Genomic DNA, 14,584 nt, shown 5'->3' with positions numbered 1-14,584 from the left:
CTGCTCGCCGGGGAAAAAGAAAAAGGGAGGGTATCGGGGAGGTGATTACGCCAGGTAGTCGTCCGGGCGCGGGATCTGTTCCTTCAGACCCTTGCGCTTGCGGATGGCCTTGACCACGTCGTTCACGATACCGGAGGGAACCAGTTCGAACCCGGCGAACTCGGTGCTCCACATCGCGCGCCCTTCCGTGGCGGACCGGACATCTCCGGCAAACCCGAAGAGCTCGGCGACCGGTGCCCGGCCGACGATCGTCATGGTGTCGCCCTCGCTCAGCATATCGAAGACCTGACCGCGCCGACCCTGGATCTGCGAGGTCGCCGCGCCCATCTGGTCGCTCGGGACCGTGATCTGGATCTTCTGGAGAGGCTCAAGAAGCGAGTCGCCGCCCATCAGGAGGCCTGCCTTGACGGCGCTCCTGACTGCCGGGATGACCTGGGCAGGGCCACGGTGGATGGCATCTTCGTGGAGTTTCACGTCCACCAGCCGGATCTTCAGGTTCTGGACCAGCTCGTCGGCGAGCGGACCGCCGCGGAGTGCCTCACGCCAGCCGTCGAGGACCAGTTCCATCGTCTCGTTGAGGTACTGGATACCCTTCGTCATGTCGATGAACATGTTGGTCCCTTCGATCGCCCTGACGTTCTTGGCCTCGTCCTTATCCATACCGGCAGCAACGAGGGCATCACGCCGCTCGACCGCCTGCTGGTTCATCGAGATCTCGCCGTCAAGGATCAGCTTCACGATCGCCGGGTCCATCGGCTCGAGTTCGATATAGAACCGGTTGTGGCGGTTCGGCGACTTCCCTTCGACCGGGCCTGCGCTGCCCGTGATCGTCTCGCGGTAGACGACGATCGGCGGGGAGGTGAGGATGTCGACGCCCTTGTCGCGCTTGATACGGCCGGTGATGATCTCGAGGTGCAGCTCGCCCATGCCGCTGATCAGGTGTTCGCCGGTCTCCTCGTTGATCGAGACCTGCACCGTCGGGTCTTCCTTCGCCACCTGCCGGAGAACCTCGACGAGTTTCGGGAGGTCCTTCATGCTCTTCGCCTCGACGGCGACGGTCATAACCGGCTCGGAGTAGTGCTTCAGCGACTCGAACGGAGTCATATCGATCAGCGACGTGACGGTCGAACCGACGATGGCATCCTTTAAGCCCGTCACGGCGGCGATGTTGCCGGCGGCCAGTTCGTCCACCTCAATCCGCTCGGCACCCATAAAGACGCCGACCTGGGCAAGGCGGTTCGCGCGCTTTGCCGCACCCATGATGTAGCACTCGGTACCCCGGCGGAGCGTCCCCGAGAAGAGACGGCCGGTGGCGACCTCGCCCGCATGCGGATCGAACGAGATGTCGGTGACCATCATACAGACAGGTCCGTTCGGGTCGCAGTTGATCATCGCCTTCCCTTCGGGGGCGTTGTAATCGCCGTGCCAGATGATGTGGATACGGCGGTCCTGGGCCTGAAGTGGATTCGGCAGGTGCTTGACCACCATGTCGAGGAGGACGGCGTGCAGGGGGCTGTTCTTTGCCAGCCACTTCATGTCGCCGGAGTTGCACTTCTCATAGACATCCTTGAACGAGACCCCGCTGCTCTTCATGAAGGGGACCGAGACGGCCCAGTTGTAGAGCGCGGAACCGAAGGCGACGGTGCCCTTCGCGGCATCGAGCTTCCAGCCCTCGTTGTACATCTTCTCGTTCATGCCCTTGATCAGCTTGTTGACCTTGTCGATCACCTTCGCGAGGCGGATCTGCATCTCCTGCTCGTCCACCTTCAGCTCGTTGATCAGCCGGTCCACCTTGTTGACGAAGAGAACCGGGCGGACACCCTCCTTCAAGGCCTGTCGCAGCACCGTCTCCGTCTGGGGCATGGTCCCCTCGACCGCGTCCACCACGACGACGGCGCCGTCTACCGCACGCATGGCGCGGGTCACGTCGCCACCGAAGTCCACGTGGCCGGGGGTGTCGATCATGTTGATGAGGTACTCCTCGCCGCCGTACTCGTGGACCATCGAGACGTTGCTCGCATCGATGGTGATACCGCGTGCCTGTTCTTCCTCATCCGAGTCCATGAAGAGCTGCTTGCCTGCAAGCTCCTCGCTGATCATCCCTGCTCCTGCAAGCAGGTTGTCCGAGAGTGTTGTCTTTCCGTGATCGATGTGGGCGACGATACCGATGTTCCGGATATGCTCCGGCTTGTCCATCAGCTCCGTCACCCGCTCTACCATCTTCTTTCGTCTGGTCATGAATTACACCGAAAAATAATAGGGGGGTTAGCGGGCAGCTTTTGCGATACGCTCTCTTTCTTCTTTCTTTGAAACTGCATAGGAGCGGGTGTCGCCGTTTGCTGCGGCAATCAGTTCCTCGGCAAGCGCCTCGCTCACGGTCTTCTTCTTCTTGTGGCTCGCCTGGAGGACACCGGCGGTGATGAACCGGAGCGCAGTGTCGACACGGCGCTGGGGTGCGGTATCGACCGACTTCGGGACGTTGATGCCACCGTACTTCAGCCGGACGGTCTCCTCACGGGGCCCGGTGTTCGCGACTGCGTCCACCAGCACCTGGACCGGGTTCTTCTTGGTCTTCTTGTTGACGATCTCGAAGGCCTCCCGGACGATGCGGATGGTGAGTTCTTTCTTGCCGGTGTTCTTCTCGTTCTGCATCAGTTTGTTGATCAGGCGCTCGACGATCAGCATGTTGCTCTTGTTGAACTGCTGGCCGACGAGCTTGCCGCAGGAGTGCGGCACGATCATTGTGTGCAGGTTCACGTACCGGGCAAGACTTGGATCCTGGATCTCCACTTCGCTCATGTCCCAGCGGTTAAAGAGGAGTTGTGGCATCCCTGCCTCTGCCGGCTGCGTGGTCCCTGCTTCTGCTTCTACCATACCACTTACCTCCGCGGCTTCTCCTTGCGCCCGATGACCATTTCATTCAGGCTGACGTTGTTCACCTTGGTCACGACGAACCGGACCCCGGGGATATCACCCATCGACCGGCCCAGTCTGCCGCCGATGCCCTCGATCTCGACCTCATCGTGCTCGTCGATGAAGTTGATAGCACCGTCGCCGACGGCGAACGCAGTCACCTGACGACCGTTCTTGATCAACTGCACGCGGACGCACTTGCGGATAGCAGAGTTCGGCTGCTTTGCCTCGACACCCACCTTCTCGAGAACGATCCCGCGGCCCTGCGGTGCTCCCTCAAGGGGGTCGGATTTCACATCGAGCCCGAGCTCGCGCCGCACGTAGACGGTGTCGTGCCACCTGTTGGCTTTTGCGACGCGCTTCAGTTTTCGGGCTGCAAATTTACCATTTCCCATCGAATACCCTCGTATCGGTTGAATTTGTAGATAGGAGCAACTCCTGGTGTGCTATAAAACAACGCGCGTTCCGGATTTATATATTGTGGAACCCGTCCGCGCGCCGATCTTTCGCCTTAACTATTTGATCGGGAGCTGATATAATATTATATCCTGACGAGCAACCTTCATGGATGAGAACCCGGATATACAAGGAGGTTTTTTTCGAGGCAACCCATCGCCTGATTCACTATCAGGGGAAGTGTTTCCGGCTGCACGGTCACCAGTGGCGGGTAGAGGTCTGGATCGAGGGTACTGCCGATGAGCGCACCGGGATCGTCCTTGACTACAACTGCATCAAAGAGGTCGTCGGGCAGTTCGACCACCAGGTGATCCTGAACGCGGACGACCCCATGGCGGCATGCATCGAGGCGTTCCACCCGGTTGTCACCACCGAGGGCGACCCGACGAGCGAACTCCTTGCCAGCCTCATCGCAGAGATGATCGACGCCGAAGCCGCACGACAGGGCCGCGACGCCCGGGTGGCAAAGATCCGGGTCTGGGAGTCGACGACCTGTTACGCTGAGCGCACCTATGATCGTCAGTGAGATCTTCCGGAGCCTTCAGGGGGAGGGGTTGAACCAGGGGCGGCCCTGCACGTTTGTCAGGCTCACCGGGTGCAACCTCCGGTGCGCCTGGTGCGACACCGACTACGCCCGGGAAGGCGGAGAGGAGATGAGCGTCATCGAGGTCCTCGACCAGGTCTGGCTCCTGAACGGGAGACATATCTGCATCACCGGCGGGGAGCCGCTCCTGCAGCGGGAGGAGGTCCTCGAGCTCCTCAAGAAATTCAGCCTTCACGGTTACACAGTCGAGATCGAGACGAACGGCACCCGGGACTTCCGGGAGATGCAACCTTACGCCACCATCTGCATGGACGTCAAGTGCCCCTCGTCGGGGGAGAGGAGCGATCTCCGGCTCCTCCCGTTCATCAGCCAGCGTGACTGCGCCAAGTTCGTGGTGGCGGACGAGGACGACCTCCTCTACGCCCGGGCGGTGATGGCCCGGTACAAGATCCGGGGCGAGGTCTTCTTCTCGCCGGTGGAAGGGTCCGACTACCGCGCCATCGCGGACTATATCGTCGAGGAGAACCTCCCGGTGAGGTTTCAACTCCAGCTGCACAAGATCCTGGGGGTAAAATGAAGCGAGCGGTCTGCCTCCTCTCGGGCGGCATGGACTCCACCACGCTCGCCTACGTCGCAAAGGATATGGGCTACGATATCATCGCGCTCCACTTCACTTACGGCCAGAGGACCGAGGAGAAGGAGCGCGCATGCGCCCGGAACGTTGCCGGGATGCTTGACGCACAGGAGTTCGTCGAGATCAGCCTCGAACACTTCAAGAAGATCGGGGCCTCGAGCCTGACGGACGAGAAGATCCCGGTCGAGGCGTATGTCGGCGAGGAGGAGAAGGTGCCGGGCACCTACGTCCCCTTCCGGAACGCAAACCTCCTCGCCATCGCGACCAGTCTCGCGGAGGCCCGGCACGCGGAGGCGATCTTCATCGGCGTCCAGACCGGAGACTACCCGGGGTATCCCGACTGCCGGCCGGAGTTCATCGAGGCCTTCCAGCGGGCGGTCGACCTCGGCACGGCGGCAGACCCGCGGATCACCCTGATGACCCCCTTCGTCCGGATGTCGAAGGTGGAGATCGTCAGGACGGGCCTCTCCCTCGGCGTCCCCTACGAGAAGACCTGGTCCTGCTACCAGAAGAACGACCGGGCATGCGGGGTCTGCTCATCCTGCCACTACAGGAGAGAGGCCTTCCGCGCCCTCGGGATGGAAGACCCGATAGACTACGAGAGGTAACCATGGAGATCTACAGGGGCAAACGGCTCACCGTCGAGAAGAGGGAGATCACCCTCCCGGGCGGGCAGAAGAAGGAGCGGGTGATCATCCACCCCGGCGGAGCGGTCGCGATCCTCCCGGTCGAGGGAGACGACTGCTACCTCATCAAGCAGTACCGCTTCGCTATCGACGACTACATCTTCGAGGCGCCGGCGGGCACCATCGACGAGGGCGAGGAACCGCACGAGACCGCGTACCGCGAGCTGATCGAGGAGACCGGGATGAAGGCGGCGACCTTCGTTCCCAGAGGCTGGATCTACCCTTCACCCGGGTACACCGACGAGCGGATCTGGCTGTATCTCGCGGAGGGGCTCTCTCCCTGCTCGGATTATGGGATGGACGACGACGAGGTGATCGAGGTCGTTCGCGTCCCGATCACGGAACTGCGGGCGATGATCGAGGACGGACGGATCGTCGATGCAAAGACGATCTGCCTCGCCTGCCGCTGCCTCGAGTGAGGGACCGCAAAACGCGCGCGGAGGGAGCGCGCCGGGTGTGCGCATATTTATGCCTTCCCCGGAGAAACACATAGTAGCTTCGATATATGAACAACCTTTGGCAAGCCCGGTGAACCCTAATGGAAGAGACACAAACGCAAGAGATGGATACGCCGCGAAAGCGCTATGAATTTAAAAAGATGCTTGAACGGCTTGCGGAGAAGGAAGGGAGCGGTACCGAGCTGATCACCCTCTATATACCTCCGGATAAACAGATATACGACGTGACCGCCCAGCTCCGCGACGAGTTCGGGCAGTGTGCCAACATCAAGAGCAAACAGACCCGGACGAACGTCCAGAGCGCCATATCTTCCATCCTCTCCCGCCTGAAATACTATAAGCGCCCGCCGGAGAACGGCATGGCGGTCTTCTGCGGCACGATCAACATCGGCGGCGACCGCACCGACCTTAACTGCGAGATCATCGAACCGCCCGAGCCCCTCAACACCTACATGTACCGGTGCAGTTCTTCGTTCGAACTCGAACCGTTGCAGCAGATGCTCGGGGAGAAGGAGGTCTACGGCCTGATCGTCCTCGACCGGCGGGAGGCCTACATCGGCTTCCTGCGGGGTAACCGGATCGAGCCGGTCCACGGCGTCACCTCGACGGTCCCCGGCAAGCAGCGGAAGGGCGGACAGTCAAGCGTCCGTTTCCAGCGGTTGCGGCTGATCGCCATCAACGAGTTTTACAAGAAGATCGGCGACCGGGCGAGCGACATCTTCCTTGCCGAGAAGGACTTCTTCGAGCGGTTCAAGGGGGTGCTGATCGGCGGCCCGACCCCGACGAAGGAGGAGTTCGAGGCAGGCGAATTCCTCCATCACGAGCTGCAGAAACGGATCATCGGGCTCTTCGATGTCTCCTACACGAACGAGTCCGGACTCGCCGAGCTCGTCGAGAACGCTTCAGACGCCTTGAAAGGCCTTGATATCATCAAGGAGAAGAACGTGATGAACCGGTTCCTCCAGGAACTGGTGAAGGACGATGGGGCGTCTTCTTACGGTGAGGAGAGCGTCCGGAAGAACCTGGAGCTCGGCGCCGTCGACACCCTCCTCCTCTCGGACAAACTCCGGCGAGCCCGGCTGAAACTTGCCTGTCCGAACAGCGACTACACCGAGGAGCGGACGGTCAGCCTCGAGCCGGGCAGACACATCAAGGACCTTGACCTCGGCACCTGCCCGAACGACGGAGCCACGCTCTACGTGGCCGAAGAGACCGATATCATCGACGAACTGACCGTGCTCGCGGACCAGAGCAGCGCGACGGTCAAGATCATATCGGACGACTTTGAAGAAGGTTCGATGCTCTACAACGCATTCGGCGGGATCGCAGCAATCCTGCGTTACAGGACCGGATACTGATGTTCCAGGAGAAGTACCACCAGATTGAGCGCATGCTCCGTGCATGCACCGGTGAGGAGGACGTCCTCCTCGCGAAGGGGGGGGATCACGCCGATCTCGCCTCGACAGTAGCGTTTAAACTCGCAAAACAGCAGAAGCGCCCACCCCAGAAGATAGCCGCCGAGCTCGCCGGGGAACTCTCGGCAAACCCCGACCTCGGGGATATCCAGGTCGAGGCTGCAGGGCCCTACATCAACTTCCGGTTCGGGCCGTCACTCCTCGCAGAGGCGGTGAGGGAAGCCCTTGAACCCGGCTACGGGGCCCTCCAGCGCCGCTCCGGGCGGGTCGTGCTCGAACACACGAGCGCGAACCCGAACGGCCCTCTCCACGTCGGCCACATCAGGAACACCGTCATCGGGGATACGCTCGCCCGGGCGTTCAGGAAGGCCGGGCACGCGCTCGAGGTGCAGTATTATCTCAATGATATGGGCCGCCAGATCGCCATCGTCTCCTGGGGGTTCGACCACCTCGGTCTCTCCCGCGAGGAGGGCGAGAAGGAGGACCACTACGTTGCCAGGGTCTACATCGCGGCGAACCGGGCGATCGAGAAGAATCCTGAGATCACAAAAGAGATCGATCACCTCATGCAGAAGGTGGAGCGCGGCGACGCGGAGACCGTCCGGAAGTTCCGGGCGGCCGTCTCCCTCTGCGCGGAGGGGATCAGGGCGACCCTCGCCGCCCTGAACGCCCACCACGACCGGTTCGTCTGGGAGAGCGACTTCATCCGGATCGGCGATGTGGACCGGATCGTCGAGCGGGTCCGGCGCCTGCCGCAGGCCCACGAGGACGAGACCCTCTGGGTCGACCTCACCGAGCAGGGGTTCGAGAAGAAGTACATCCTCCGGCGGAGCGACGGCACCTCGGTCTACAGCACCCGCGACCTTGCCTACCACACCTGGAAGGCGCGCAACTACGACCGGATGATCGACGTCCTCGGGGCGGACCACAAGCTGATCGGCGCCCAGCTCCGGGCCACCCTCGCACTCCTCGGCGAACAGCCGCCTGAGATCGTCTTCTTCGAGTTTGTCTCCCTCCCCGAAGGCTCGATGAGCACCCGGGCAGGCAAGTTCGTCTCGGCAGACGCGTTGATCGAGGAGGTGACCACAAAGGCCTTCGAGGAGGTGACCGTCCGCCGCCCGGAACTCCCGGAGGAGGAACGGTGCGCGATCGCAAAATCGGTCGCCATCGCCGCCATCCGTTACGACATCGTGAAGGTCTCCCCGGAGAAGAGCACGGTCTTCGACTGGAAGGAGGCGCTCGACTTCGAGCGGCAGAGCGGCCCCTACATCCAGTACGCTCACGCCCGCGCCTGCAGCATCCTCGATAAAGCCGGCGAGTTCGAGCGGACGTACCACTACGAGACGGAGCACGAGATCACGCTCGCCCGGCACCTTGCCCGGTTCCCGGCCGTCATCGAGCAGACCGTGGAGGAACTTCGCCCGCACCTCATCGCCGCGTACGCCCGCGAGCTCGCCGACCTCTTCAACGCCTTCTACCACTACGACCCGGTCTTAAAGAGCGAGGGCGAGACCCGGAGCAGCCGCCTCACGCTTGTGGACGCGGTCAGGAACACCCTGCAGGAGTCCCTCGCGACCCTCGGTATCGATGCACTCAGAAGCATGTAAGGCCCTCCGGAGGCAGGGCTACCAGTTCGTCAGCCCTGCCTCGTCGGCGGCCGTCAAGCCCTGCATGTGGAACAAACGGGCGCTCAGGGGCGGGGAGATGTGCTACAAGGCGCAGTTCTACGGGATCGAGAGCCACCGCTGCGTCCAGATGACCCCGACCCTCAAATGCAACCAGCAGTGCCTCTTCTGCTGGCGGTCGTTCGAGCACGAGGTGACGGAAGAGGAGGAGTGCCCGCCGGAAGCGATCATCGCAAACCTCCGGCGCCTCCAGAAGCGGGCGCTCTCGGGCTACAAGGTCTCGCCCTACGTCGCGCCGGAACGGTTCGCTGAGGCCCTTGCCCCCACGATGGTCGCGATATCGCTCTCGGGGGAGCCGACCTGCTACTCACGCCTCCCGGAGCTCGTCGACGGCCTCAACAGCGAGGGATATACAACGTTCCTCGTCTCGAACGGCACCAACCCGGACGTCCTCGTCCGGTGCCGACCCTACCAGGCCTACGTATCCCTGGACGCTCCCGACCGCGAGACCTACCTGGCCCTCTGCCGGCCGAAGGGGGACTACTGGGACCGGATTCACGAGAGCCTCGCCGGACTTGGAGGCCGCCGGTCGGCGATCCGCACCACGGTGGTCCGCGGCTACAACGACTTCGCGCCCGAGGGATACGCGGCGCTCTACCAGGACTCCGGGGCCCGGTTCATTGAAGTAAAAGGTTATATGCATCTGGGATACAGTAGGAATCGACTGCAGAGGGACCAGATGCCCGAACACTCCGATGTCAGGGCGTTCGCGGAGAAGATTGTGGAGCACTGCGATTATTTCATCAGGAACGAGAGCCCGGCAAGCCGGGTCGTCTGTCTGGAGCGGAAGATATGAGATTCGATGTGGAAGAGTTCAAAAAGAGAGCGAGAGAGGACTTCGAGCACGCATGGCACGAAGGGCCGTCGGTCCTGACCCCACCGGGGGTCTCGGGTCGATACCCCCGGTTGAAGTACACCCGGGCTACGGCGCACCCGATCTTCGAGATCACGCAGCGGCTCCGCGAGACCTACCTCTCGATGGGGTTTGATGAGGCGATGAACCCCCTGATCGTCGAGGAGTCCGACATCTACCGGCAGTTCGGCCCCGAAGCGATGGCAGTCCTCGACCGGGTATTCTACCTCGGCGGCCTGCCCCGCCCGAACGTCGGGATCGCAAGGAAGCAGATCGAGGGGATCGAGGCCATCCTCGGGCGAGAGATCTCACCCGGCACCGAGGAGAAACTCCGCGAGACCCTCCACGGCTACAAGAAGGGGACGATCGACGGGGACGAACTGACACACGAACTCGCGGCCGTCCTCGACGCCGACGACGCCGCCGTGGTGCACATCCTTGACGCGGTCTTCCCCGAGTTCAAGGCGCTCGCCCCCGAGTCGTCGCGCAACACCCTCCGGAGCCACATGACGAGCGGCTGGTTCCTGACGCTCTCTTCCATCTGGGAGAAACGCCACCTTCCGATCCGGCTCTTCTCGATCGACCGGTGCTTCCGCCGGGAGCAGGAGGAGGGCCCCACCCGCCTGATGGCCTACCACTCGGCCTCCTGCGTCGTCGCAGGAGAGGACGTCACCCTCGAAGAGGGGAAGGCCGTCAGCGAGGCTCTCCTCTCGGCGTTCGGGTTCACCGAGTTCCGGTTCCAGCCCGACGAGAAACGGTCGAAGTACTACATGCCCGAGACCCAGACGGAGGTCTACGCCCGCCACCCGGTCCTCGGCTGGGTGGAGGTCGCCACCTTCGGGATCTACTCGCCCTCGGCGCTCGCGGAGTACGGGATCGGCGTGCCGGTGATGAACCTCGGCCTCGGGGTGGAGCGGCTCGCCATGATCGCCTACCAGTCTAACGACATCCGCCAGTTGACGTATCCCCAGTTCTTCCCGCAGGCCCTCTCCGACCACGAGATAGCAGGCGCCGTCCACCTCCGTGAGGAGCCGGCCTCCGCGACCGGAAAGCGGATAGCAGAGGCTATCCGGAGCACGGCCGCCGAGCACGCCGCCGCCCCGGGCCCGTGCGCATTCACCGCCTGGAAAGGCGAGGTCGCAGGGAGAGAGGTCGAGGTGATCGTCGAGGAGCCCGAGTCCAACACGAAACTCTGCGGGCCGGCCTGCGCGAACGAGGTCTATGTCCACAACGGCTCGGTGCTCGGGGTGCCGGATACCGAGAAGTGGGCGGAGGTCAGGAAGGACGGGGTCTCCACCGGCATCACCTACCTCGACGCGGTAGCAAGCCTCGCCGCCGCCCGGATCGAGGAAGCGGCCCGGTGCGGTGAGGAAGCCCATGTCCAGGTGAAGATGTCGAAGCTCCCTTCCGACGTCAACCTGCGTATCGAGGAGTACGCGATGCGGTATCTCACCGACCACAACAGAAAGGTGGACCTCCGGGGGCCGGTCTTCCTGACGATCCGATCCGTCATCCCGGAGCGGCAGACGTAACGAGGCCTTTCTCTCGCCCCGGCCTCTCTTTTTTCCCTGATTCCTCCTCGGTGTCGCACTCGATGCACTTTTTGAGCAGGGGAATAACATCACGCTGGGCGACCAGGTTGAAGCGGGCCTTGCTCGGGGCAAGCCCGACCTTGATCGAGTAGGCGCCGGGGGACATCACCGCAAAGAGGTCCTCATCGGTTCTGTCGTCCCCAATAGCGAGCACGAAGTCCCAGGCGCGCCGGGAGACCCAGTTCAACGCCGCCCGCCCTTTGTCGACGACGGTGTTCTTGATCTCGATGACCCGGTTCCCCTCCATGACACCGACGTTGAGGTTCGCCGTCAGGTGCAGGAGGTCGTCCTTGAGGTCTTTTGCTCGCTGTGCGCCGAGCACCGGCTCGGTCCTCCGGTAATGCCAGACGAGGGAGTAATCTTTCTCCTCGACGAAGGAGCCCGGCGTCCGGTCCGTGTAGAGTTCGAGGAGCGGATAGATCTCCCCTTTCCACTCGTCCGAGAGCGCTTCGGCCATCCGCCACTCCCCGGAACGCTCCTTGACCCAGACGCCGTGCTCGGCGATGAGCCCGATATTCATCGCCCCGAACCAGGCGTCCAGCGTAGACCGATCCCTGCCGCTGATCAGCACCACCTCGTTCTCAGGTGCCCGGGAGAGGCGCTCGAGCACCTCCCGCGTGGCATCGCCGGGCACCGCCTTCTGCGGTTGTGCGGCGAAAGGAACCAGGGTGCCGTCGTAGTCGAGGAGGAGGAGCCGATCGTTGCCGGCAGCATAGTCTGCGACCAGGTTGTCCCTGATAGCAGGGGTGACGACCTGCTCGGAGCGCTCGACCCGGATCGCCCGGGCATCACCCAGGCGGGTGAGGTAGTCGCCTACCCAGCGCTCGACGTCGTAGCGCATCAGCCGCTTCTGCATGGTCCGGTTCCGCTCGATCTGCTCCTTCTCCGGCATGGCAAGCGCCGCCTCGATCGCCTCGACTACCGCGTCCTGGTCGTTTGGGTTGACGATGATCGCTTCGCCGAGTTCCTCCGCTGCGCCCGCCATCTCGGAGAGGATGAGCACCCCGGTGCCGTCGGTCCTGGTAGCGACGTACTCTTTTGCCATAAGGTTCATGCCGTCCCGGAGAGGTGTCACCAGGGCAATGTCGGCGGCACTGTAGAACGCCACCAGTGTCTCGAACGGGAGGAAGTTGTAGAAGTAGCGGACCGGGGTCCAGTCGGTCGTCCCGTACTTCCCGTTGATACGGCCGACAAGTTCGTCGATCCGTTTCTTCAGCGCCTTGTAACTGTTGACGTCGGTCCGGGACGGGACCGCGACCAGGACGAGGGAGACCCGTCCCCGGTACTCCGGCTTCTTTTCGAGGAGGGCGTCGAAGGCCTCGAGACGGAGGGGTATCCCCTTCGTGTAGTCCAGGCGGTCAAACGAGAGGATGATCTTTCTCTTTCCGTACTTCTGCCGGATCTGGGCGATCTCCCTCTGGACCGGGGTGCTGCCGGCGGCGTCGGCGAACCGGTGATAATCGATGCCCATGGGAAAGAGGTCGGCCCGCACCGTCCGGGTGCCGGTCCTGATCTCTCCGAAGGTGTGCTCATACCCGAGGAGCCGCTGGACGCTGGAGAGGAAGTGGCGGACGTAGCCGTAGGTATGAAAGCCGATGAGGTCCGCCCCGAGGAGGCCGGAGAGGATCTCTTTCCTCCAGGGCAGGTGCCGGAAGACCTCGAACGACGGGAAGGGGATGTGGTGGAAGTAGCCGATCTCCGCATCGGGCAGGCGCTCACGGAGCATCTGCGGCAGGAGCATCAGATGGTAGTCGTGGACCCAGATGATGTCGCCGGGCCGGGCCACTTCCATCACGGCGTCACAGAACCTCTCGTTCACCCGCTGGTAGACCTGCCAGGTCTTCGGGTCATACTCCGCAAAGAGGTTGAAGTAGTGAAGGAGCGGCCAGAGGGTGTTGTTGCAGAACCCATTGTAATAGTGCTTGATGTCGTAGGGGGAGAGGAAGACCGGGTGGCACTGCTCTTTTCTGAGCGCCTCGACGATTCGTCCTTTCTCCTCATCCTGTTTCCTCTGGAGGTTTATGCCGGGCCAGCCGACCCAGAGGCTCTCACAGGATTTGTAGAATGAGCCGACTCCGGTGGCGAGGCCCCCGACGCTCCGTTGCAGGCGGAGTTCGCCGTTCTCTTTGGAGATGTTGACCGGAAGCCTGTTCGATACTATCAATAACCTGTTCATGGTTTGACCTGTTTACAATCGGATAGACTGATCTGCATCACAAGGATTCTCAACCAAAATTAAGGTTTTGACGAAATCTCAAAAAACTGCAGACATCAAGCCCCCGGCACTCATTCCTTCTCCACGGTTCTCCCGGCGTCCGCGGGCACCGAATATTGCGCGCATGACCGATCGCAGCGATCCGGTCAGGACATCCAGGAAGATGATGCATTTGAGGAGGTAGGCCGCCCTGCCAGCACAAAATATTATATATTTCTAACACAATGTTAGATCCACATAACAGGTGGCGTGATGAAGAGACGATACGCGATACAGATGACGGCGGGAGCGGTGATCGGGGTCCTGGGGCTCGTACTCCCGTTTCTCGTTGGCGGAACAGAAGCGCTCTCCTCGATCCTGGTAACGATCGGGCTCGTGATCCTTGCAGTGGCCGCCGTGCGGCACTGGAGGTTCCGGGACGAGCCGGAGAAGGACGAACGGACGCAGAAGATCGGGGCATACGGCATCTCCTACTCGTGGCTCCTCACCCTTGTCTTCCTCGCGGTCCTCTTCTGGGTGGACTACCTCGGTGTGCTCGCTCTCACGGTCGAGAGCGTGCTGCTCGCCACCATCCTGCTGATGGGGCTCTCTGCCCGCATCTTCCAGTGGTACCTCTTCCGGCAGGGGGACGTGGCATGAGGGCGGTAGCGCAGGAATGAAGCAGATGAGCGCCGTGAAAGGGCACTGGCCCTGTAAAAGGGAGGCACGATGAAGACCCGGATCAAGGAGCTCCGGGCGAGGGCAGGGCTCACCCAGGAGGAGCTGGCGCAGCAGGTCGGGGTCCGGCGGGAGACGATCGTCTTCCTCGAGAAGGGGAAGTACAACCCCTCCCTGAAACTCGCCTATAAGGTGGCCCGGGCGCTTGGCTCCACCATCGAGGAGGTCTTCATGTTCGAGGACGAGGACCTGGCGTGAACGGGTTGTCTCTGGTCTCGAAGGGTTCTCCCGTCCCGGTCTCCTCGCCGGCATGCGCCCGGCGCCCTCCGTGGGGCAGACCGGTGAGCGGGCGCAGGAGAGGGTGCGGCAGGAAGTATTCACGCTGGCAATGCAACGGGACAACGAAGGAATCGCAAAAAGATATTGGGGGCATTCTTAAGGTTGGAGTGATAGTTTAAGAACATTTCTATTTTACA

At 62.2% G+C, this 14,584-nt stretch carries 14 protein-coding genes; 10 read left to right on the top strand and 4 right to left on the bottom strand.

The window, feature by feature from the left end:
* Positions 1–45: 45 nt before the first annotated feature.
* From V6K60_RS03200 to V6K60_RS03190, 3 genes are read right to left on the bottom strand one after another with little or no spacing between them, the layout of a single operon-like run.
* The gene (locus tag V6K60_RS03200; protein ID WP_332449072.1) at positions 46–2,238 is read right to left on the bottom strand and encodes an elongation factor EF-2; all 2,193 of its coding nucleotides are present in this window, start codon (positions 2,236–2,238) and stop codon (positions 46–48) included.
* 27 nt (positions 2,239–2,265) lie between these two features.
* Positions 2,266–2,874 carry a 30S ribosomal protein S7 gene (locus tag V6K60_RS03195; protein ID WP_332449071.1) on the bottom strand — a complete coding sequence of 203 codons (609 nt, stop codon included), beginning with the start codon at positions 2,872–2,874 and terminating at the stop codon, positions 2,266–2,268.
* Between the two features lie 5 nt (positions 2,875–2,879).
* The gene (locus V6K60_RS03190; RefSeq protein WP_332449070.1) at positions 2,880–3,308 is read right to left on the bottom strand and encodes a 30S ribosomal protein S12; all 429 of its coding nucleotides are present in this window, start codon (positions 3,306–3,308) and stop codon (positions 2,880–2,882) included.
* Positions 3,309–3,481: 173 nt separating this feature from the next.
* Here V6K60_RS03190 and V6K60_RS03185 point away from each other — a divergent pair, with 173 nt between their 5' ends.
* The 8 genes from V6K60_RS03185 to sepS all read left to right on the top strand — a co-directional run bounded on the left by V6K60_RS03185 (position 3,482) and on the right by sepS (position 11,176).
* Positions 3,482–3,895 (top strand): 6-pyruvoyl trahydropterin synthase family protein, encoded by a 414-nt coding sequence (locus tag V6K60_RS03185; RefSeq protein ID WP_332449069.1) that lies wholly within the window; start codon positions 3,482–3,484, stop codon positions 3,893–3,895.
* Positions 3,882–4,490: a 7-carboxy-7-deazaguanine synthase QueE gene (locus V6K60_RS03180; protein ID WP_332449068.1), complete on the top strand. Its 609-nt coding sequence runs from the start codon at positions 3,882–3,884 to the stop codon at positions 4,488–4,490. Before V6K60_RS03185 ends, V6K60_RS03180 begins: the two co-directional genes overlap by 14 nt.
* A complete protein-coding gene (queC, locus tag V6K60_RS03175; protein WP_332449067.1) occupies positions 4,487–5,155 on the top strand; it encodes a 7-cyano-7-deazaguanine synthase QueC in 669 nt (222 codons plus the stop codon). Before V6K60_RS03180 ends, queC begins: the two co-directional genes overlap by 4 nt.
* Before the next feature lie 2 nt (positions 5,156–5,157).
* Positions 5,158–5,652, top strand: a complete 495-nt coding sequence (locus V6K60_RS03170; RefSeq protein ID WP_332449066.1) for an NUDIX hydrolase — start codon at positions 5,158–5,160, stop codon at positions 5,650–5,652.
* 119 nt (positions 5,653–5,771) lie between these two features.
* Positions 5,772–7,049 carry a peptide chain release factor aRF-1 gene (prf1, locus tag V6K60_RS03165; RefSeq protein ID WP_332449065.1) on the top strand — a complete coding sequence of 426 codons (1,278 nt, stop codon included), beginning with the start codon at positions 5,772–5,774 and terminating at the stop codon, positions 7,047–7,049.
* Positions 7,049–8,713: an arginine--tRNA ligase gene (gene argS, locus V6K60_RS03160; RefSeq protein ID WP_332449064.1), complete on the top strand. Its 1,665-nt coding sequence runs from the start codon at positions 7,049–7,051 to the stop codon at positions 8,711–8,713. The genes prf1 and argS overlap by 1 nt, the downstream gene beginning before the upstream one ends.
* Positions 8,694–9,587: a 4-demethylwyosine synthase TYW1 gene (twy1, locus tag V6K60_RS03155; protein ID WP_332449063.1), complete on the top strand. Its 894-nt coding sequence runs from the start codon at positions 8,694–8,696 to the stop codon at positions 9,585–9,587. The genes argS and twy1 overlap by 20 nt, the downstream gene beginning before the upstream one ends.
* Positions 9,584–11,176: an O-phosphoserine--tRNA ligase gene (sepS, locus tag V6K60_RS03150; protein ID WP_332449062.1), complete on the top strand. Its 1,593-nt coding sequence runs from the start codon at positions 9,584–9,586 to the stop codon at positions 11,174–11,176. Before twy1 ends, sepS begins: the two co-directional genes overlap by 4 nt.
* Here sepS and V6K60_RS03145 read toward each other — a convergent pair.
* Positions 11,154–13,412, bottom strand: coding sequence for a bifunctional alpha,alpha-trehalose-phosphate synthase (UDP-forming)/trehalose-phosphatase (locus tag V6K60_RS03145; RefSeq protein WP_332449061.1), 2,259 nt, complete (start codon positions 13,410–13,412; stop codon positions 11,154–11,156). The genes sepS and V6K60_RS03145 overlap by 23 nt on opposite strands.
* A 291-nt stretch (positions 13,413–13,703) precedes the next feature.
* On the opposite strand from V6K60_RS03145, the gene V6K60_RS03140 reads away from it, so the two are divergent.
* Positions 13,704–14,090, top strand: a complete 387-nt coding sequence (locus V6K60_RS03140; RefSeq protein WP_332449060.1) for a hypothetical protein — start codon at positions 13,704–13,706, stop codon at positions 14,088–14,090.
* Between the two features lie 69 nt (positions 14,091–14,159).
* Positions 14,160–14,366, top strand: coding sequence for a helix-turn-helix transcriptional regulator (locus V6K60_RS03135; RefSeq protein ID WP_332449059.1), 207 nt, complete (start codon positions 14,160–14,162; stop codon positions 14,364–14,366).
* Positions 14,367–14,584 lie beyond the last annotated feature (218 nt).

Origin of the sequence: Methanoculleus sp., from assembly GCF_036677455.1 — an archaeon.
In the GTDB taxonomy this organism is placed as follows: domain Archaea; phylum Halobacteriota; class Methanomicrobia; order Methanomicrobiales; family Methanoculleaceae; genus Methanoculleus.
This window is presented reverse-complemented; position numbering and strand designations above follow the sequence as displayed.